The following is a 19026-nucleotide window of genomic DNA, read 5'->3' on the forward strand; positions in this document are numbered from 1 at the left end:
GTCCGCGCCAGACAGATTTTTCAGGCCCGTGGTTTCCGCAGCACCGCGAGCTTGGTCTCGACCAGTTCAGGGGCCACGCCGTGCTTCGCGCAAAACTCCTGCACCGCCTGCCGCGAGCCGTCATAGACGTGATCAGCCTGGCAGTCGTCCACCACGATCAGCCCGCCGGGGGCGAGCAGCGGCCAGACTTTCGCCAACCCGGCCACGGTCGGCAGGTAGAGATCCACGTCGAGCAGCACGAAGCTCAGCTGCGTGCCGGCCGGAAACGAGAAATCCTGCACCGCCGCCGCATGCGTGCTCACGCGCGTGATGCCGTTCTGGCGGAGCGTGGCCTCGAACATGGCGCGCGAGTTGACGGTGAACTTGTCGAGCGCGCGGCGTTCCTCGCGCCCGGTCTTGCCGCGCATATCCGTTTCGTGCGCGACATCCGTCGCCACGAAGCCGCCAAAGGTGTCGATGGCCCAGTACCGCTTCCCGGGCGCGATCGCGTCGAGGTGCTTGTTCAGGAAGACCGTCGTGTAGCCGCGGTAGCAGCCGATCTCGCAGAAATCCCCCGGCGCGGCCGCCGCCTCGGTGGCCAGCGTGGTCAGGCGGGCCAGCTGGGCCGGGGTGAAGGCGTAGCGGTATTTGTAGAGCAGGTAGGGACGCAGCGGCGAACGGAACATCAGCCGCTTCGCCAGGCCGTCCCAGAAAATTTCCCAGCGGGAGTTGGTCATGGCCCGCGGGGACCGCCGGTCGCCCAGGGGGCGCGCGTGGCGGGTTTCTGCCGGGCGCGCTCCACCTGCAACTGCAGCGCGTGCAGCGAGATGAAGATATCACGGAGAAAATCCACCAGCGAGGCCGTGAGCAGCACAATGCTGGCCGCGAAGAGCAGCAGCACCACGAGGCGCATGTTCCAGTCGAACATCGCCGCGGCGAACAGCGCCACAATCATCAGGCACGACACGAGCATGCTGAGCCCGTTGGCGGTCACGGCCCGGCGGATCATCAGGGTCCGCCGCCACATGATCGCCAGCTGGTCCTCCAGGTGGGTGCGCTCATCGGGATCCGAGTCGGGAATCTTCTCCGCCAGTTCGCGTGTGCGGTCCACGATGCGGGCCATGCGGTTGGTGAGCGTGATCATGAGCGCGCCCATGCCGGAAATCAGGATGACGGGCGTGATGGCAAACTGGATGATCGGCAGCAGCGAGGAGAGGGAATCCATGGCGCCGAAACCGTGGGCGGTTCGGGCCGGCAGCGCAAAACAAGAAATCCCACTGCCCGTGATTAAGATTGGTTTGGGATTTGGTTTTGGGCGTTTGGAGTTTGCGACCGCCGGCTGGCCCGCGTGATGCTGCGACCCTCCCATGCTTCCCGCCTGCGTCCTCCTCGACCTCGACGGCACCCTGATCGACCACTTCAAGGCGATCCATCGCTGCCACACGCACGCCATGACCCGCCTTGGCCTGCCCGCGCCGACGATGGCGCAGGTCCGCGCCGCGGTTGGTGGCGGCGTCGAACTCGCCGTCGAACGCCTGGTCGGGCGGGAGCGGCAGGCCGCCGCGCTCGCGATTTACCGTCCCCACTGGAACGCCACGATGCTCGAGGACGCCGAGATCCTGCCCGGAGCGAAGGAGCTGCTCACCGCCTTGCGCGCCCGCGGCGTGAAGACCGCGGTGTTCACCAACAAGCACGGTCCTTCCTCCCGCGCCGTCTGCGCCCACCTCGGCCTCGCCCCCCTTCTCGACGGCAACTTCGGCGCCACCGACACGCCGTGGCTGAAGCCCGAGCCCGCCTTCGCGCAGCACGTGCTGACGCAGCTCGGCGCCGAGGCAAAAACCACGCTGCTGGTCGGTGATTCGCCCTTCGACGTGCAGGCGGCGCAGAATGCCGGTTTCGCTTTCATCGGCGTCACCACCGGCACCCACAACGAGGCGGAACTGCGCGCCGCCGGCGCCTCGCATGTGTGCGCCGGTCTGCCGGAAGTCAGTCGCGCATTGGGTTTATAGGCCGGAGCGCAGCCGAGGGAGCGATCCTTGGTGATGGGCCGCTCGAACGTTTCGCCTGATTTTGCATCGCCCCGGACGCGGGGCGGTGCTGCGCTGGGTGCATGGCAACCATCGCATTCATCGGCACGGGCGTGATGGGCCGCAGCATGGCGGGGCACCTCCTCGCCGCCGGCCACACGCTGCATGTCCACAACCGCACGCCGGCCAAAGCCCAGCCGCTGCTCGACGCCGGCGCCCGCTGGCACGCCACGCCCGGCGCGGCCGCCGCGGCGGCGGACTTCGTCTTCACCATCGTCGGCTTCCCTCAGGACGTGGAAGCCACCTACTTCGGCCCGGCCGGTGTTATCGCCGCCGCGAAGCCCGGCACGGTGCTGGTGGACATGACCACCTCCAGCCCGGGCCTCGCGCGGCGCATCGCCGGGGCAGCGGCGGCCCAGGGGCTCGTCGCCCTCGACGCCCCGGTCACGGGCGGTGACGTGGGCGCCCGCGAGGCGCGGCTCTCGATCATGGTCGGCGGCGACGAGGCGGCGTTTGAGAAGACGCGTCCGCTCTTCGAGAAGATGGGCAAGATCGTCATCCGTCACGGCGGGCCCGGCGCCGGCCAGCTCTGCAAGCTCGCCAACCAGATCTCGATCGCGTCGGTCATGATGTCATGGTGCGAGGCGCTGACCTTCGCCCGGCGCGCCGGGCTCGACCCCGCGCGCGTGCTGGAGAGCATCGGCAGCGGCGCCGCCGGCAGCGTGGCGATGAGCGTGCTTGCGCCGCGCGCGCTCAAGGGCGACTTCGCGCCCGGTTTCTACGTGAAACATTTCCTCAAGGACCTGCGCCTCGCGCTCGACACCGCCGCCGAGCTGAAGCTCGACCTGCCCGGCACCCGGCAGGCGCAGCAGCTCTACGACGAGGTCGCCCGCCGCGGCGGCAACGACGACGGCACGCAGGCGCTGTTCCGGCTCTACGCGGAACGGGGGTGAGTGAACGTCGGAATGGAGGGCTCAGCTCCCGCTGAGCCGTTTCGACAAGCTCAAGGTCCCGAGCCTGTCGCGGGACCGCGGCCGATCAGGCGATGGGCCTTCCACCCGCCCTAACCCCGGCGCAGCGTGTTGATCCGCCCGGGGCTGTTCGGCGCCGGCGCCACCAACAACTGCTGCTGCACCTCGGCCGGCAGTGATGAGCCGCGAATCCACGTCTCGGCGGCCGCGCGGTCCTGCTGCAGCCATTGCCGGCCGATCTGCTGCATGAGCCGCGTGCGCCGCTCGGCATTGGTCACCAGGTCCAGCAGGAGCACCGCTTCCGCCGGCTGCTGATGGGCCAGCTGGTTGATGGGATTCTCGAGCATCTGGTCGCGACGCTCGCCGGCCGGCTGCGCCCCGACCCACTGCCGCGCGGTGTCGGGGTCCACGTTGAACCACTGGCCGGTGATCTGCTGGTAGATGTGAGCGGGCACCTGGCTTTCGGGCAGCGCGGCCACCCACTGGATCGCGGCCGCCGGGTCGCGGTGGCCCCATTGCATCGCCACGTTCTGAATGACCTGGCTCTGAGTGTCGCCCAGGGGCAGCGAGGTCGCGTATTCCGCCGCCAGCTCGACGTCGTGGTTGGCCACGCCGCTGATGAACGACTGCAAATAGGCATCGCGCGAGGGCCCCACCGGAATGCGCTCGACCTGCCGCAGCGCTCCGGCGGCATCCGCGTAACCCTGCTGCTGGCCGATCTGGCTGAGGAGTTGGGTCCGCGTCTGGCCGTCGGCCATGGTGACCGCGTAGTCGAAGGCCCCGGCCGGATCGCTTTGGATCCACTGGTAACCCACCTGCCCCATGACCTGCTGCTTGACCGCGCCTTCGGGCAGTCCGCGGATCCAGGTGGTGGCCGCAGACAGATCCTGTTGCGACCAGCTCAGGGCCACCTGCACCAAGGCGTTCTGCCGCGTCTGCCCCGCCGGCAAGGACTCGGCCAGAGCCAGCGCCTTCCCGGGATTTTGTCGTGCCAACTGGCCGGCCACGATGCCGGCGACCTGGTTGCGCAACGCGCCCGGCGCCAGTCCTGCAACCCAGTCGGCGGCGCCGGTTGGATCGGCCATGGCGTATTGCGAGGCGATGTTGTGATAAACCTGAATCCGCTCCTGCCCGGCCGGCATGATGGCGGCGAGGCTGAGCGCGAGCTGCGGGTCCTCCTGGATGATCGGATGGATGACGCCCTGCAGGGCGCGACTGCGTGCCGCGCCGGCCGGGAGTTTCTGCACGTAGTCGAGGGCGGCCGCGCTGTCGCGCTGGGCGAGCTGGCCGAGGGCCTGTGCCAGCAGACCGTCACGTTCCCGCCCGGCGGGCAGGAGCTCGAGCCCGCCGAGCGCGCGCACCGGGTCGTTGTGCGCCCACTGGCTGATGATGCCGTTCACCATGCCGGAACGCGCCTGGCCCGCGGGCAGCGTCAGCGCATAATCGAGGGCGGCACGCGGCTCCTTCTGGCCCCACTGGCTGACGACGGCGTTGAAGAACTGCTGCCGCTGCTGGCCGGCCGGCAACTGCTCGGCCGCGGCCAGCGCCGCGCGGACATCCTTCTGCGCCCATTGGTGGGCGATCGCCCAGATGCCGTTCTGCATGGCCTGGGGCGATGATTGCTGGCGCAACCAGGCAAACGCCGCGGCCGGATCCTTGGCCGCCCAGGCATTGGCCAGCGAATTGATCATCTGGAGCCCCGGGCTGCCTGGGCCAAATTGCGTGACGAATCGCGCGGCCTCCTCCGGGGAGGATTCGACCCAACGGTGAAGCACCGCACCCATGGCCATCATCCGTTCCTGGGTGTTGTCCAGCGAGGCGGCCCAGCGCGCGGCGGCGGCGGGATCGCGCTGCGCCCAAATCTGCGCGATGCCCACGTAGGCATCGCGCCGGGCCTGGCCCGTGAGGGAGGCGGCGCTGGCGGCCGCCTCGGCGGGATTCGACGCCGCCCACGAGCGGTAAAGTCCGCTCTGATCAAAATCAGCGCGTCCGGCGACACCGGCCTGTTCGGCGAGCGCAAACATCGCCGCCGGATCATCGTCGGCGAGCTGCGCAAGGGCGGCGGACACGGCCTGGTCGCGCGTGCGGCCGGCAGGCAGTTTCAGCGCCCAATCGGCCAGCGGCCGGGGATCGGTGTAGGCCCAGCCATGGAAGACCGCCGCCAACGCCTGCTCGCGCTCGGATTCGACCGGGGTTTTTTCGGCGTGCGCCAGCGCCGCCGCCGCATCGCACTCCGCCCAGCGCGAATAAAAGGCGACGGTCAGCTGGTTCTTGGCGAGGGAGGGGCCGTGTTTGGCCAGCACGGCCAGCAGCGGGGGAAAATCCGGCGACTCCAGCGAGTTGATGATGATTTCCCAACGCTTGTTCATGCTCCAACGCCCGGTTTGGGCGGCGTGCTCGACGAGGGGAGTCACCTCCGCCACCGACGGCCTGCGGGTGAGGTCGAGGCGCTTGAGCGGCGCGTCGGTGAGGACGGGCTTGGGCAGGGGCGTCACCGCCCGGGCCGGGGAATCAGCCGCGGCGAGCGAGGGACTGGTCGCAGTAGCCGGTTTGCGCGAGCCAAGGAAATAACCGGCACCGGCGGCGACGGTTGCCAGCAACGCCGCCAGCAGGATGATTTTGGGGTTCATGACGTTTTGGCCCGTCGCGCCGCAGCAAGGCAAAGTCCGGCACCGCGCGCAAGCCGGGGCAGCATCACAACGTTGGAACAGCCCCGCCCTTAGCCCGTTCCTCAGGCCACCGGTCTTTTTCGCACATCAGCGCAAACAGGTTCCCGTCGGGGTCGCGGAAAAACGAGGTCCACAGCTCGTGATCGGGCATCTTGGCCGTCAACCCGGGCGGGCGTTCTTCGCGGGCTCCGCGGGACTTGAGCGTTGCGTGAGCTGCGTCAATGTCGTCCACCAGGTAGTAAAACAGCGATGGCGCGTGATCGAGCTCCGGCGACGACGGCAGCGTGAGCATGAGCCGCACGCCGCCCACGTCGAAGAACGAGAGGTTCGGTCCGGCATCGAAGAGATGCTTCAGCTCCACGACATCGCGATAGAAGGCAACCAGGGCCGGCACGCTCTTCGTGGTCAGGGCGATCTGCCGGATGCTTTTGACGGGCGCGGCGTTCATGACAGACGGGAGGAACCGCAGTCTGTTCTTTGGTTGCGTGGTGCCAACCCGCAAATGTCACGCCCCGTCCAGCTCGAGCGTCATCGCGCGGACGGGCTTGGGCCGGGGATCAAGCCGGTAGAGAGAGAGCGCGACCTTGAGCGGATCCTCGGCGAGCTTCGCGGAGAGTTCCTGGTCCTTGGCGGGGTGCTCGGGATCGAACACGTAGCGCCGGCCGTCGCGCCAGTATTCCAGCACCATGTGCCCCTGGCGCGCCCGCTCCGGATAAATCGCCAGCAAGCGCGCGCGTGTGGGCGGGTTCGGCTCGGCTTGCAAACGTTGCCATCGCGCCACCGCCGCGAGGAAGCAGTGATAAGGCGGCGGACGCGCCAGCGTGCCGAAGGGCGGACCGCCGGCCACCGCCGTGTAACGCCCCAGCCCCGGCTCGACCGCGCGCAGCAACGGCGCGAGATCAGCGCGGTCGGCTTCCGTGCGCCCAGCATAACGCGAGAGCGACTGCGTGCCGTCAAACTCGGTGTAGAGCCAGAGGATGCCCTGAAATTCCACCAGCAGCCCGTGAAATTCCGCGGGATATCGGCTGCCGCGGCCGGGCCGTTCGTTTTCCAGCCGCAGGACCTGCGACCACACGCCCGGGCCGAGCATGGCCCGGGCCTGGAAGGCAGACTCCAACGACCCGGCCCCCAGCGCCGCCGGCAACAGCAGCGCGATGAGCAAACACCAGAGACGGGACGGGATCATCACCGGGCAAAACGCATTCGCCGCACCGGAGTTTTGCGTTTGCGACCGGGCGCGCCCCGGTCGCGACCAACCGCCACGTGCTCGCGATGATTCGCACGAGCGTCATAAGCCGGCCCGCCATCGGTTCCCGCCCGTGCAACCGGCCCGTCCCATCCGTGAAACCGCTTCACGCGCGATTGACTCCCGGCCGCCCTTGCACTCTCACTTGCGCTCCCATGTCCCTCCCCACCCAGTTCACCGGCGTCACCGTCCACACCAAGGCCAACGTCTATTTCGACGGCAAGGTCGTCAGCCACACCGTGCTGATGCCCGACAGTGCCAAGAAGACCCTCGGGCTCATCTACCCCGGCAGCTACCACTTCGGCACGGGCGCGCCCGAGCGCATGGAGATCGTCGCCGGCGCCTGCCGCGTGACGCTCGACGGCTCGACCGCGGTGAAGGACTACGCCGCCGGCACCTACTTTGACGTGCCCGGCAAGAGCGGCTTCACCATCGAGGTGAAGTCCGGCCTCTGCGAATACATCTGCTCGTTCCTGTAAACTGAACCGGCAGGAGGAGCCCGCGCGGAGCGCAGGCTCCTCCCCGACCCAATCCGGACTGGCCGGCCGGCCGCGTCAGGCTATGGTAACGCCATGCGCTTTCTGAAACCGCTCGCGTTCCTCGCCCTCGCCCTGTGCGCGACCCTCCTGCCGGCCACCGAACCGCTCGGCCCCGGCCTCTACGCCGAGTTCACCACGCCGCGCGGCGTGTTCGTCGCCGAACTCGACTACCAGCGCGTCCCGATGACCGTCACGAGCTTCGTTGGTCTCGCCGAGGGCACGATCGCCGCGCGCGACGGCCAGCCGTTCTACACCGGCCTCAAGTGGTTCCGCGTGGTGCCGGGCTTTGTGATCCAAGGCGGGGACCCGGACCACTACGCCAATCGCGACAACGACAAGGACACCGCGCACTACACGTTTCCCGATGAATTTGTCCCCGGCCGGCACCACGATGCCGCCGGCGTGCTCTCGATGGCCAACGCGGGGCCCGACACCAACTCGACGCAGTTCTTTGTCACACTCGGCGACAGCACGCGCCTGAACTACCTGCACAGCGTCTTCGGCCGCGTGCACCTCGGGCTCGAGGTGCTGCCCCTGGTGCAGGCGGACGATCCCTTCAGCATCCGCATCATCCGCGTCGGCGAGGCCGCGCGGGCCTTCCAGGCCGACGCAGCGACCTTCCAGGCCCTCGTGGCCAAGGCGAAGAAGTATTCCGGCGCCGCCGAGCCCGGCCCGACCGCGCACTTCGACGATCCCGACAAGCTGATCCCCGCCGAGCCCCCGCGCGCGAAGGCCTTCAACTTCAAACTCGCCAACTACGAGCGCGCCACCGGCCGGAAGATCTTCGCCCGCCTCTCCGGCTCGGCGCCGCCCGCGGCGGAGGACGAGCTGGCCGGGGCTTACATGAAAGCGCTCGCCACCAAGCTCGGCACGGTCCGCGACGGCGTGCTGGTCGCGTTCTTCGCGCCCGACGATTGGCGCGTGTGGATCGGCGACGACCTCGTGCCGGTCTTCCTCGGCCGGCCGGTCGCCGACGGCGACCTCGGCGAGGGCGGCAAGCTGCATGACGCCAAGGAGGCGCTCCTCACCGCCGCGCTCAAAGCCGGTGATGAAGCCTACGCCGCCCAGAAAGCGTCGGCGGAAAAATCCGGCCGCGAGCCGCCGCCACCGGCCCAGCACCTCAAACTGCAGGTGGACGCCCTGCTCGACGCGCTGCTGTTGCGTTTTGAGCCGAAGCGCTGAGATTGTCCGGTCGCATGCGCACCTACGGCATCCTTCTCATCCTCGGCGTTATCCTGATCTTCATCGCCTGGCAGGCCCGCACCGGTGTGTTCCGCCGCGCCGATCCCGGTGAACCCGCCAACAAATACATGCGGCAGGTGCTGGAGAACCCGCAGCTCAGCGAGGCCGACGCCGCCGTGCTCCGCGAGCAATACGGCACCGCGCATGTGAATCCCTCGGGCCTCCGCTACCTCGTGCGCCAGCCCGGCGAGGGCCAGCCCCCCTCGCTCGGTGCGCAGGTCCTCGCGCACTACGAAGGCTACCTGCTCGACGGCCGGAAATTCGACAGCTCGCGCGACCGCGGCGCGCCCTTCGCCTTCCGCGTCGGCACCGGCGCCGTCATCAAGGGGTGGGACGAGGCTTTTCAAGGCATGAAAAAGGGCGAGAAGCGCACGCTGCTGATCCCGTGGTGGCTCGGCTACGGCGAGCAGGGCAAAGGCATGATCCCGCCGCGCGCGACCCTGCGCTTCGAGGTCGAGCTGCTGGAGATCCGGTAAAGGCAGGATTGCTCTGGAACTGGAGGCGGGGTGAGGGCACCCCGCCTCCACAGGTTTCACCTCACAACCCCAGCAGCGATCCCTCGTGCTTCAGCCAGCGCTCGGCCTCGCGCCAGGCGGGAAAATATTCCTCCACCTGCGCCCAGAAACGGTCCGAGTGGTTCATCTGCCGCAGGTGCGCGAGCTCATGGCAGATGATGTAGTCGCGCACGCTTTCCGGCGCCTGCACGAGGCGCCAGTTGAGCGAAATGGTGCCGCCGACGGAGCAGGAACCCCAGCGCGAGCGCTGGTTGCGCACGGTCACCTGCTTCACGTCGGCCCCCTTCTCGGCGGCGAGCTCCCAGGTGCGCGCCGGCAGTTCGATCTTCGCCCGGCGGGCAAACTGCGCCTCCAGCACCGCGCGCAGATCACCTTCCAGCGCGCGCACGGGAAATACGTCCGACGCGAGACAGACCTTGGGCGCCTCACCCACCGCCGCGGCGCGGATTTCCGTCATCTCGCCCCGCCACAACACGGACGTGCCGATCGTCCAAGAAACCGCCGGACGCGGGCGCCGGGCTTGCCGCGCCCGCGCGCGGGCCAGCCAGTCCTGATGCTGCGCGACAAATTCCCGCGCTTCCCGTTCGGAGCCGCGCGCCGGGATCGTGACCGCGGCCACGCCGTCCTTGCGCAGCGTGAGCCGGTAGGAACGGGCCCGGACGCTGCGCTTGAAGACCATTTCCGGCATGGTCCCGCTCACCAAAGCTGCGTTTTCCAAATTCAATGCCGCGGAGATAGGGACAAACACCCAGGCTGACGAGTCCGAAGGGACTGGAGGCCGCGACTTCACCCGCAGTCTGCGTATTCTTACGCACAAGCGCGGAATATTTTTTCTTCCGACGAAACCTGGGGGTGTTTTCATCGTCGCTCTGGCATCACCGCACAACGCTTGCGCCTAGTTTTGTCGCTCCATGCTTGCGGCGGTGACCAAACCGACTCTACTCTCCCGCCTCGCTACCCACTGATGTCCGGTTTACTTCGCAATCATCCGACTTTCCGCCGTGCGCGGGCTTTCACGATCGTGGAAGTCATGGTCGTGGTTGCGATCATCGGATTCTTGGCGGCGGCGGGTTTGCCCGGCTACCGGCATCTCACGATGCGGTCAAAGGTCACGGCGCTCGAAAACGACCTGCGTCAGTTTGCGACCGTGGTTCAAACTTTCGCCCTCCAGAACGGCCGCTGGCCCGCCGACGGTGATCCGCAAACGATCCCGGCCGATCTCGTTGCCTCCATTTCGCCCAACTTTGCCCAGAAAACCCCGATCGGCGGCGTTTATAAGTGGAATTACGACATTCCCGCCGACGGCGTGACCGCCAAAGCCGCCATCGTGGTGCAGACCGCCTCCGGCAATCCCGTCACGGACGACGAGGCCCTGTTCCTGATGATCGACAAGCAAATGGACGACGGCGTCCTTGAAACCGGCAACATCCAGGTCGGCTCGACCAATTCCCTGGTGTTCATCATCGAGAAATGAGCGGTCCCTATCGCATCACCCTCATTCACCTGACCGCCGATGCCTCGGCGGTGGCGCCGGCCTCGGAACGGCTCGACCACGGCGGCAACCAGCCGCTGGAGGAAGTCATCCGCCTGACCGGGAAGCTCGCCAAGATCGACCAGTCCGCAAGTGTCGGCACGGAGCCGGGTCTGGTGGTGCAGCGCGGCGACAAGTCCTACCGCATCGTCGCCCATCAGGGGCGCATCCGCATCCACAAGAGCATTTCGCTGTTCGACGATTTCTGGACCATCGACAGCCCGGCCGAGCTGGCCAACCTCCCGCCGTTCCATCCCACGGCGCCCAGCAGCGGTTCCCGTCCGCCGATCCGTGCGCGCGGCAACGCCAAGCAGTCCAGCCCGCTGAAATCCGCCGCCGAGGTCATCGGCCTGTTCGCCGTCGCCGTGATCCTCGTCGCCGTCGGCCTGCGTTTCGGCCTCCCGCAAAAACGCCTGAGCGACCTCCCCGACGACATCACGCTCATCAGCTCGCCGAGCGAGAGCGCCTCCGTTTTCGCCACCGTTGCCGGCAGCTACGCCACGGGCAAGGCGCCCGGCAACAATCTCGTCATTATCCAGTCCGACGGTCGCGTGCTCCTGACCTCAATCGGCAAGGACGGCAAGCCGGGCCTCCCACGCGTGGACGAGCAGGCTCGCGCCGGCCGACGTGGCAGCATCGCCTGCGTGATCACTTCCTTCGGCATTATTGCCGGCACCGAGCCGCCCGAGGCCATCAACGTCGGTCGCTTCCAATACCGCCGCGCCCAGCTGGCGGTGCAGTAAGCCAGGCTGCGGTCAGAGCGCGACGCGCCGCCACTCCGGCGGCTTCCCGTCGGCCACCGTCAGCCACGCAAATCCGACCGTCGAACCGTCTCGCGGCCGGCACAGGGCCCCGGGATTCAGCCAGCGCACACCCGCCGCGTCCGTCTCGTCCCGCGGCACGTGGGTATGGCCGTGCAACACAAAGCGCACGCCGGCCGGCGCCTTGGCGGGAGGAATGTGCACCAGGTGAAAGGCGTGGCCGCCGCGCGCGAGCCGCCGTTCGAACGGCCAGAGGTTGTGCCACTCGTTGTTGCCGATGACGACCTGAACCGGGCGGCCGAGCGCCTCAAATTCCCCGAGCACCTCGGGCGCGCACACGTCGCCCAGGTGCCAGATCTCGTCCGCCGCCGCCAATCGCTCCAACAGGCCGGGCGGCACCCGGTCGTGCGTGTCGGCGATGACGGCGATGCGGGTCACTTCGTGGCCGGGGCCGGGGTCAGCGGCACGTAGGCGTCCTCGCGCAGTTCCGCCGCCCGCCGGCCCGAGAGCAGCAGCCACCAGACGCGGGCGTTGGCCGCCACCACGAGCAGCACGAGCACGAGGAAGGTGCCCGTCACGGCGGTGTTGATGTAGTTGTTCGTCACCAGATGCTCCCAGTCGGCGAGCTGCTTCGCCGTGCCGCCGCCGGCGATGCGCTCCTGGAGCGAGGCGGCCGCGCTCAGGAAGCCGACCCGCGGATCGGCCGCGAAGATTTTCAGCCAGCCGGCGCTCATCGTGACCGACAGCAGCCAGACCAGCGGGGCCAGCGTCACCCAGAGGTAGCGGGCACGCCCCATCTTGATGAGCACGGTCGTGCCGAGGGAGAGCGCGATGACGGCGAGCAGCTGGTTGGCCACGCCGAAGATTGGCCAGAGCGAGTTGATGCCGCCGAGCGGATCCACCACGCCCTGGTAGAGGAACCAGCCCCAGGCCCCCACGAAGAGCAGCGTGGCGAGCGTGTTGGCGGCGAACGAGCCCGTGTCCGCCAGGCGCTTCGACACCAGCCCGAGCAGGTCCTGCACGAGGAAACGCCCCACGCGCGTGCCGGCGTCGATGGTGGTGAGGATGAAGAGCGCCTCGAACATGATCGCGAAGTGATACCAGAGCGCGAGCGCGGCCTTGGACCCGAGCACGCCGGCGAACATGTGCGCCATGCCCACGGCAAAGGTCGGCGCGCCGCCGGTGCGCCCGACCATGGTCTTCTCGCCCACGTCGGCGGCGAGCTGGTCCATCTGCGCGACCGTCACCGGAAACCCCAGCTCGGTCACGCGCGCGGTCACCGCCGCGGCCTCGCCCTTCATGTTGATGGCGAAATATTCGCCCGGCTCCATCGCGCAGGCGGCGATGAGCGCCATCAGGCCCACCACCATCTCCGTGGCCATCGCCCCGTAGCCGATCGTGCGGATGTGGCTCTCGCGCATCAGCAGCTTGGGCGTCGTGCCCGAGGAAATCAGCGAGTGGAAGCCCGACACCGCCGCGCAGGCGATGGTGATGAACACAAACGGGAAGAGCGGCCCCGCCACGACCGGGCCGGTGCCGTCGATGAACTTCGTCAGCGCCGGCATCTTGAGCGTCGGCGCCAGCACGATGATCGCAATGCCCATGGCCGCCACGGTGCCGATCTTCATGAACGTGCTCAGGTAATCGCGGGGCGCGAGCAGCAGCCACACCGGCAGGATCGAGGCCACGATGCCGTAGCCCATGATCCACCACGCCAGCGTCGTGCCCTTCAGCGTGAGCCAGCCCTCGAGCGCCGAGCCGTGCACGTGTTGCCCGCCCCAGACCGCCGCGAGCAGGGCCAGCACCCCGAAAATGCTCACCGACCAGAGTGTGCGGGCGCCGTGCCCGCCATAACGCAGGCCGCAGCCCATCAGCACCGCGATGGGCATGGTCGCCGCGATCGTGAACAGTCCCCACGGGCTTTCGGCGAGCGCGTTGACCACCACCAGGCCGAGCACGGCCAGCAGGATGATCATGATCGCCACGATGCTCACCAGCGCCGCCAGCCCGGCGAAGGGCCCGACCTCCTCGCGCACCATCTGGCCAAGCGACTTGCCGCCGCGGCGCACCGAGCAGAACAGGATCACGCTGTCGTGCACGGCGCCGCCGAGCGTGGCCCCGATCAGCATCCACAGCATGCCGGGCATGAAACCGAACTGCGCCGCCAGCACCGGCCCGACCAGGGGGCCCGGCCCGGCGATCGCCGCGAAATGGTGGCCGAACACGATCCACTTGTTCGTCTGCACGTAGTCCTTGCCGTCCTCGCGCACGACCGACGGCGGCGCGCGCAGCTCATCGAGCGTCAGCACCTTCGCCAGCAGCCACGCCGAGTGAAACCGGTAGGCCACGGCAAACACGCACAGCGCCGCCACCACGACCCACAGCGCGCTGACCGGCTCCCCCCGCGACCAGGCAAGCACGCCGACGGCGGTAACGCCCAAGGCGACAACGAGAGACCAGACGAGGACCTTGAACCAGGCGGGGAATTTCATGGAAGGCAACCGGGCGCAGTGTCTAGGCCCCCGCCCCGCCCGCTCCAAGAGCAAAGAAGCAAATACCGAGGGGGTGAAACCTGAGGGGGTGAAGGGGTGAGGATGGCACCGCACCCCGCGGGGGATTGGGCGAATCAAACCTGAAGATTTACGAGACCCCGTATTTCCGTATCCTCCGCCTACACGGGTTATCCATTCTCCTCACACCCTCAGCTTTCACACCCTCACACCCTCTCCCATGCCTGCTTTCGCCCTGGCCCAACTTGACGCCATTCCGCCGGTTCCCTGCCCCTGCGGCCAGTCGCGCCGCGCCTTCGCCACCCCCGACAACCCCGTCGCCACGATCCACCTCGTGGACGCCAAGGTCGATACGCAGACCCACTACCACAAAAAGCTCACCGAGATTTATCTCATCCTCGAGGGCGAGGGTCACATCGAGCTCGACGGCGAGCGGCACCCGGTGCGCCCGCTGACCAGCATCCTGATCAAACCCGGCTGCCGCCACCGCCTCATCGGCCAAATCCGCTTCGTGAACATCCCCGTCCCCGCCTTCGACCCGCACGACGAGTGGTTCGACTAAAATACGAAACCTGAGGGAGGTGAAGGTGTGAAACCTGAGGATCGTAGCTCTTCTCCTCACACCTTCACCTCCTTACCCCCTCGTCTATCACCCCACGACCCGGGCCCCGTCGGCCACCTGCAGGTGGATGATCTCGGGGCGGGAACCTGCCTGGGCGGCGATTTTCTCCGCCTCGGCCTGACCAAAATTATCGCGCGTGAGCGCCATCACGGCGCCGCCGAAGCCGCCGCCGGTCAGGCGGGCGCCGAGCACGGCCGGATGCGGCTCCAGCAGATCCACCAACCGGTCGAGCGCCGGGGTGCTGTTTTCGAACAGGTGTTGGGAGCTGCGGTGCGAGGCGGTGAGCAACCGGCCTGCCGCCGCCAGATCGCCCCGGGCCAGCGCGGCCACGGTCTCGGCCACCCGCGCGTGCTCCTCGACAATGTGCTTGGCTCGCTTCGCGATCACCGGGTCGAGCTTGGTGGCCTGCGCGGCGAACTGCGCGGGCGTGAGGTCGGCGAGCAGTTTCACCCCGAGGATCTTGGCCGCGGTCATGCACTCGCGGTGCCGCGTCGCGTAAAGCCCGTCCACCAGCGCGTGCTTTTCCTTGGTGTTGAAAATCCACAGGTGGGTGTTCGCCGGCAGCGGCACCCGGGTGAAGACCGGGCCGCGGCAGTCGATGTGCACGAGGTGTCCGGCCGCGCCGAAGGCGCTCGTCCCCTGGTCGAGGATGCCGCAGGGCACGCCGACGTAGGTGTTTTCGGCGTGGCGGCCGAGGGCCGCCAGCTGGTCGGGCGTGAGGGTGCCGCCGGCCAGCTTGAGCAGGGCCAGGGCGGTCGCGAGCTCGAGCGCGGCGCTGCTGCTGAGGCCGGCCCCGGCCGGAAGGTCGGATTCCACCAGCAGGTCGAAACCCGCCGGCCGCGGCAGCTTGAAGTCACCCAGCGAGCGCCAGATGCCCAGCGGATAATTGGCCCACGCCGCTTCACCGGTCAGGCGTCCGCCGGGCAGAATCGCCAGCTCGACGGGAGCGCCGCCGCCCGTGCTGCGCAGGTGAAATTGTCCGGCCGGGGCGGCGGCCGCCGCCACCGTCACGGTGCGATTGATCGCCGCCCCGAGCACGGCGCCACCGTTGTAGTCGGTGTGGTTGCCGATGAACTCGACCCGCCCCGGCGCGCGGGCGAAAACAGCAGGGGCCTGGTTGAAATGCTTACGGAATTGTTCGCTGAAGGTGTTCACGGCGGAGCGGCCAACCTCACAGACCCCGCCCCGCAGGGCACGCCAAAAACGTGTCACGCGGCAACCCCGCCGTCTCACGCCATTCATAGCCGCGCCTGAGTCCCGCCGCGGGCCGAAAGCGGGGGCCTTTGTTGCCGCGACCAAGGACCAGGGACAAGGGACTACGGACCACAGACCACGGACAACAGACTTCTGACCAGGGACCCGAACTGCGCATGACTTTCGATCCCGTCATCCTGAGCTAAGCGAAGGAACCAAGAAAAGGCGCGAGCCCGGTTGGCCCCTTCGCTTAGCTCAGGGTGACCGATTCCAGGGAGACAACGTTTCCAGTAGCCCTGCGCGGGAGCGCAGACTAGCGAATAGGACTGGGCTACGTCCGCTTACTTTATCTCCGATGGGGCATTCCCGATCAGCTTGTTCGCCCAGGCGAGGAAGTGGCTCATGTTGCTGCGGCTTTCGTGGCCGCCGTCGTGCTGGCGCCAGGCGAGGACGCCGTCGAAGCGGCCGAAGGTGGCGGAGGGCAACAGCGCGGGGTGTGGGTCCGCGTGTGAGGCTCATTCCGCCGTGGTGCGCGGGCGCGCCGCCCGCACCTTTCTTCGGTCGGAATAGTGGGTGACAAACTTGGTCACACCAGTCGCAGTTGTATCACCGTTTCCGTTTCAAGGTCACATGAAACCCCATCTCCTTGGCCGGTGGCTCCGGCGGCGGTGTCAGCAGCGGCTTGAGCTTCTTCCATAGCGCCAGCAAAGCGCTGTTGTGCTCCAGCAACGTCTTGTCGATCTCAGCCAGTCGCTTGAGGATGGTCGCGTTGGTCGCCAGTGCCTCGCGCATTTGCACGAACGCCCGGACAATATAGAGGCTCATCTGCACTGCCCGGGGGCTGTTCAGCACCGTCGCCGCCATCAGGCAGCCGTGCTCGTTGAAGGCCCAGGGACGATACCGTGCCCCGCGTCTGGATCTCATCGCAAATTGCGATGAGTTACCTTTAACCAATTCCATACCAGCAGCATCCGAACTTCAAGCCGGAAATTGCGATATCAGGCTGGCCTGCTCTTCCCGCGTAAGTTGGAACCGGAAGTCTTCGGGAAACTTATCGGCATTGCGCTTCACCGCCTCGTTGAAACGAAAAGTCGCCACGCCATACAACCGGGCGAGGTCGGTATCGAGCATCACGCGCTGACCGCGGATCGTGAAAATGCGGCCGGCCAAGGGATCGGCATCGGGGGAGGACATGGGGCGACGTTAGTTCAAATTAACCGCGGAGACGGTCCGCCTCGTGCAAGACTTGGCGGGACAAGCGGTGTGCGTCGGCCCAACCCGAAGCAAACCATCGCGTCGCCTTGCGCCAAGACCAAAGCCGCCGGAGGGCTGAAGCGGGCTTGTCTGCGTCACGACGCTTCATGAGTTCGCGTGCAAGCACGCTCCCACCGGATTCAGCCTGAGTCACCCTCAGCCTGAGCAGGGGACTCTTCGACCCTTCACACTTGGCGCTTGGCTGTTTGCCTCACTTCGCCGCCGCAGGCGGCGGAGTGTGCCCGATCAGCTTGTTCGCCCAGACGAGGAAGTGGCTCAGGTTGCTGCGGCTCTCGTGGCCCCCGTCGTGTTGGCGCCAGGCGAGGACGCCGTCGAGGCGGCCGAAGGTGGCGGAGGGCAACAGCGCCGCGCGGTAGTTCGTGGGGTCGCCGACATCCTTCACGCCAAGGAGCCGGAAGGCTTCGCCGGCGGCGACGGTCGCCATGTAGCTGCCCTGCGCGTCGAGCCAGTGGGCGTCGCCTCTCTCGGGGACGCCGTAGCTGACGAAGGTCGGGCGCGGGGCGCAGAGGGCGAGGCGGAAGTGCGCGTCGAGCGGAATGTCGTGGGCGGTCTTGCGGCCGAAGGACGACTCCTCGGCGGCGTATTTCACGAAGTTGCCGGCCATCCAGTGGTAGGCGCCGGAGCCGGCGAGGTTCTCCACCGTCTCGCCGAAGTCGCGGCGGTGCGGCTTGGTGCCGCCTTCGCCCGACGAGGCGATCAGGCCGAAGGCGAAACGCGGCTCGAGCGCAAGCGTGACCAGCGCGGCCTTGCCGTAGCGCGACACGCCCTCGATGCCCACGCGCTTGGCGTCGGCCGCGGGCAGGGTCTCAAGGTAGTCGAGCGCACGGGCCGCACCCCAGGCCCAGGCGCGGAGGGCGCCCCATTGCTCGGGCGTGCGGCGGGCCCCCTTGTTGGTCAGGCCGATGATGCCGGACGTGAGACCGGCGCCGTTGTCGGGCTGGATGCTGGCGGGATTGAGCGCGACGTAGCCCCAGCCGGCCTGGATCAGCTGCTGATTGGACGGCGGCGCGGCGGGCTCGGCCACGCCGGGAAAACGGAACGGCGGCTCGTCTGGCATCGCGGCCGAACCAAACATGATCAGCACCGGCACGGGGCCGGACGCCTCGGCGGGCAGGACGACGGCCATCTTGATGGTCACGGCGATTTCGGGGCAGGCGGAATTGTCCACGATACCGACCAGCCGGCGGGCGATGACGGGCACGCCGCCGACCTTCGTGTTCACGGTCTCGGTGACCTCCCACTCCACCTTGGGCACGCCGGCGGGGAGGCGACCGACGATCTCACGCTCGAGGTCCTCGATGATTTCGGGGCGGCGTTTCTGCCACCACTGCTCGGGCGTGGTGATCTTCGTGCCGTCCTTCGCCACCATGAGCTCGGGCCAGTCGGGGAAAGGGTTGGCCTTGGTCGGGTCGTAGTTGGGTGGGTTGGTCGAACCGGCGTTGGGGTTGCGGCCTGGGCGGAGCTTGGTGATCCCGAGCTGCCTCAGCATATCCTGGTGATCCTCCTGCGACAGCCGGTTGACCAGCTGCCGGTCCGCCTGGCTCTGCTCCCAGAACGGCTTGGTGAAATCCGGCTTGCCCTGTCCTGAGCCTGTCGAAGGAGCCCGCGCCGCAATGGCCGTCGGGGCTGTGGGGGCCGCCGGGGCAGGCGCCTGGGCGTGCAGCAGGGTCGCGGAACAGGCGGTCAGGAGGAAAGCGGCGAGACGGGGGGTGGGATTCATTTTAGAAAAGCAGTTGAAACGCGAAGACCGCAGAGGTCGCGGAGACGGGGTGCGGCGGCAAGAAGGGGATCAAGGCAGGATTAACCACAGATGGACACGGATTCAAACCAGCCGCACACAAGGACGGAATTTTTCCGGGCTAACGTATGAACGGGATGGCCCACGGAACACACAGAATACACGGAATGGAACTGCCAGGGACCGGATCTTGGCCTTCACTTCGTA

The 19026-nt window shown here is 67.7% G+C and carries 21 protein-coding genes; 8 read left to right on the forward strand and 13 right to left on the reverse strand.

The genetic code is table 11. The features are described 5' to 3' along the window. Positions 1–20: 20 nt before the first annotated feature. Positions 21–716, reverse strand: coding sequence for a TylF/MycF/NovP-related O-methyltransferase (locus tag ESB00_RS17925; RefSeq protein ID WP_129049383.1), 696 nt, complete (start codon positions 714–716; stop codon positions 21–23). Next, complete coding sequence (locus ESB00_RS17930; RefSeq protein ID WP_164976301.1) at positions 713–1204, reverse strand: DUF2721 domain-containing protein; 492 nt, start codon at positions 1202–1204, stop codon at positions 713–715. The genes ESB00_RS17925 and ESB00_RS17930 overlap by 4 nt, the downstream gene beginning before the upstream one ends. 142 nt (positions 1205–1346) lie before the next feature. Between ESB00_RS17930 and ESB00_RS17935 the strand changes: the two genes are divergently transcribed. After that, complete coding sequence (locus ESB00_RS17935) at positions 1347–1988, forward strand: HAD family hydrolase (RefSeq protein WP_129049388.1); 642 nt, start codon at positions 1347–1349, stop codon at positions 1986–1988. A gap of 101 nt (positions 1989–2089) precedes the next feature. Continuing rightward, positions 2090–2959, forward strand: coding sequence for an NAD(P)-dependent oxidoreductase (locus ESB00_RS17940; protein WP_129049390.1), 870 nt, complete (start codon positions 2090–2092; stop codon positions 2957–2959). 110 nt (positions 2960–3069) lie between these two features. Here ESB00_RS17940 and ESB00_RS17945 read toward each other — a convergent pair whose 3' ends face one another. The 3 genes from ESB00_RS17945 to ESB00_RS17955 all read right to left on the reverse strand — a co-directional run bounded on the left by ESB00_RS17945 (position 3070) and on the right by ESB00_RS17955 (position 6832). Continuing rightward, the gene (locus tag ESB00_RS17945; protein WP_129049392.1) at positions 3070–5607 is read right to left on the reverse strand and encodes a hypothetical protein; all 2538 of its coding nucleotides are present in this window, start codon (positions 5605–5607) and stop codon (positions 3070–3072) included. A gap of 64 nt (positions 5608–5671) precedes the next feature. After that, positions 5672–6094, reverse strand: a complete 423-nt coding sequence (locus tag ESB00_RS17950) for a VOC family protein (protein WP_129049394.1) — start codon at positions 6092–6094, stop codon at positions 5672–5674. A gap of 57 nt (positions 6095–6151) precedes the next feature. Next, positions 6152–6832: a hypothetical protein gene (locus ESB00_RS17955; protein ID WP_129049396.1), complete on the reverse strand. Its 681-nt coding sequence runs from the start codon at positions 6830–6832 to the stop codon at positions 6152–6154. 215 nt (positions 6833–7047) lie between these two features. On the opposite strand from ESB00_RS17955, the gene ppnP reads away from it, so the two are divergent. The 3 genes from ppnP (at position 7048) to ESB00_RS17970 (ending at position 9149) form a co-directional block, all read left to right on the forward strand. Then, positions 7048–7371, forward strand: a complete 324-nt coding sequence (gene ppnP, locus ESB00_RS17960) for a pyrimidine/purine nucleoside phosphorylase (protein ID WP_129049398.1) — start codon at positions 7048–7050, stop codon at positions 7369–7371. 93 nt (positions 7372–7464) lie between these two features. Next, positions 7465–8613 carry a peptidylprolyl isomerase gene (locus ESB00_RS17965; RefSeq protein WP_129049400.1) on the forward strand — a complete coding sequence of 383 codons (1149 nt, stop codon included), beginning with the start codon at positions 7465–7467 and terminating at the stop codon, positions 8611–8613. 14 nt (positions 8614–8627) lie between these two features. Beyond that, on the forward strand, positions 8628–9149 hold the full coding sequence (locus tag ESB00_RS17970) for an FKBP-type peptidyl-prolyl cis-trans isomerase (protein ID WP_129049402.1): 522 nt from the start codon (positions 8628–8630) through the stop codon (positions 9147–9149). Positions 9150–9210: 61 nt separating this feature from the next. Here ESB00_RS17970 and ESB00_RS17975 read toward each other — a convergent pair whose 3' ends face one another. Then, positions 9211–9876 (reverse strand): M48 family metallopeptidase, encoded by a 666-nt coding sequence (locus ESB00_RS17975; RefSeq protein WP_246026520.1) that lies wholly within the window; start codon positions 9874–9876, stop codon positions 9211–9213. 276 nt (positions 9877–10152) lie between these two features. Here ESB00_RS17975 and ESB00_RS17980 point away from each other — a divergent pair, with 276 nt between their 5' ends. Together ESB00_RS17980 and ESB00_RS17985 are read left to right on the forward strand one after the other, a co-directional pair. Then, on the forward strand, positions 10153–10662 hold the full coding sequence (locus tag ESB00_RS17980) for a type II secretion system protein (protein ID WP_129049406.1): 510 nt from the start codon (positions 10153–10155) through the stop codon (positions 10660–10662). Continuing rightward, positions 10659–11462 carry a hypothetical protein gene (locus ESB00_RS17985; RefSeq protein WP_129049408.1) on the forward strand — a complete coding sequence of 268 codons (804 nt, stop codon included), beginning with the start codon at positions 10659–10661 and terminating at the stop codon, positions 11460–11462. Before ESB00_RS17980 ends, ESB00_RS17985 begins: the two co-directional genes overlap by 4 nt. Positions 11463–11474: 12 nt before the next feature. Here the strand turns inward: ESB00_RS17985 and ESB00_RS17990 are convergent, their stop codons facing one another. Next, positions 11475–11918, reverse strand: coding sequence for a metallophosphoesterase family protein (locus ESB00_RS17990; protein ID WP_129049410.1), 444 nt, complete (start codon positions 11916–11918; stop codon positions 11475–11477). Next, positions 11915–13972: a carbon starvation CstA family protein gene (locus ESB00_RS17995; RefSeq protein WP_129049412.1), complete on the reverse strand. Its 2058-nt coding sequence runs from the start codon at positions 13970–13972 to the stop codon at positions 11915–11917. The genes ESB00_RS17990 and ESB00_RS17995 overlap by 4 nt, the downstream gene beginning before the upstream one ends. Before the next feature lie 238 nt (positions 13973–14210). Between ESB00_RS17995 and ESB00_RS18000 the strand changes: the two genes are divergently transcribed. Further along, positions 14211–14552: a cupin domain-containing protein gene (locus ESB00_RS18000; RefSeq protein ID WP_129049413.1), complete on the forward strand. Its 342-nt coding sequence runs from the start codon at positions 14211–14213 to the stop codon at positions 14550–14552. An 87-nt stretch (positions 14553–14639) separates the two neighbouring features. Here the strand turns inward: ESB00_RS18000 and galK are convergent, their stop codons facing one another. From galK to ESB00_RS18015, 5 genes are all read right to left on the reverse strand, one after another. Beyond that, positions 14640–15767, reverse strand: coding sequence for a galactokinase (galK, locus tag ESB00_RS18005; RefSeq protein WP_246026521.1), 1128 nt, complete (start codon positions 15765–15767; stop codon positions 14640–14642). A 380-nt stretch (positions 15768–16147) separates the two neighbouring features. Then, positions 16148–16291: a hypothetical protein gene (locus tag ESB00_RS19775; protein ID WP_164976302.1), complete on the reverse strand. Its 144-nt coding sequence runs from the start codon at positions 16289–16291 to the stop codon at positions 16148–16150. Between the two features lie 121 nt (positions 16292–16412). Further along, complete coding sequence (locus ESB00_RS19915) at positions 16413–16730, reverse strand: hypothetical protein (protein WP_218938781.1); 318 nt, start codon at positions 16728–16730, stop codon at positions 16413–16415. A 54-nt stretch (positions 16731–16784) separates the two neighbouring features. Further along, complete coding sequence (locus tag ESB00_RS19920; RefSeq protein WP_218938782.1) at positions 16785–17000, reverse strand: ORF6N domain-containing protein; 216 nt, start codon at positions 16998–17000, stop codon at positions 16785–16787. A 271-nt stretch (positions 17001–17271) separates the two neighbouring features. Then, positions 17272–18801, reverse strand: coding sequence for a glucuronyl esterase domain-containing protein (locus tag ESB00_RS18015; RefSeq protein WP_129049417.1), 1530 nt, complete (start codon positions 18799–18801; stop codon positions 17272–17274). Positions 18802–19026 lie beyond the last annotated feature (225 nt).

The organism is Oleiharenicola lentus (assembly GCF_004118375.1).
Classification (GTDB): Bacteria; Verrucomicrobiota; Verrucomicrobiia; order Opitutales; family Opitutaceae; genus Lacunisphaera; species Lacunisphaera lenta.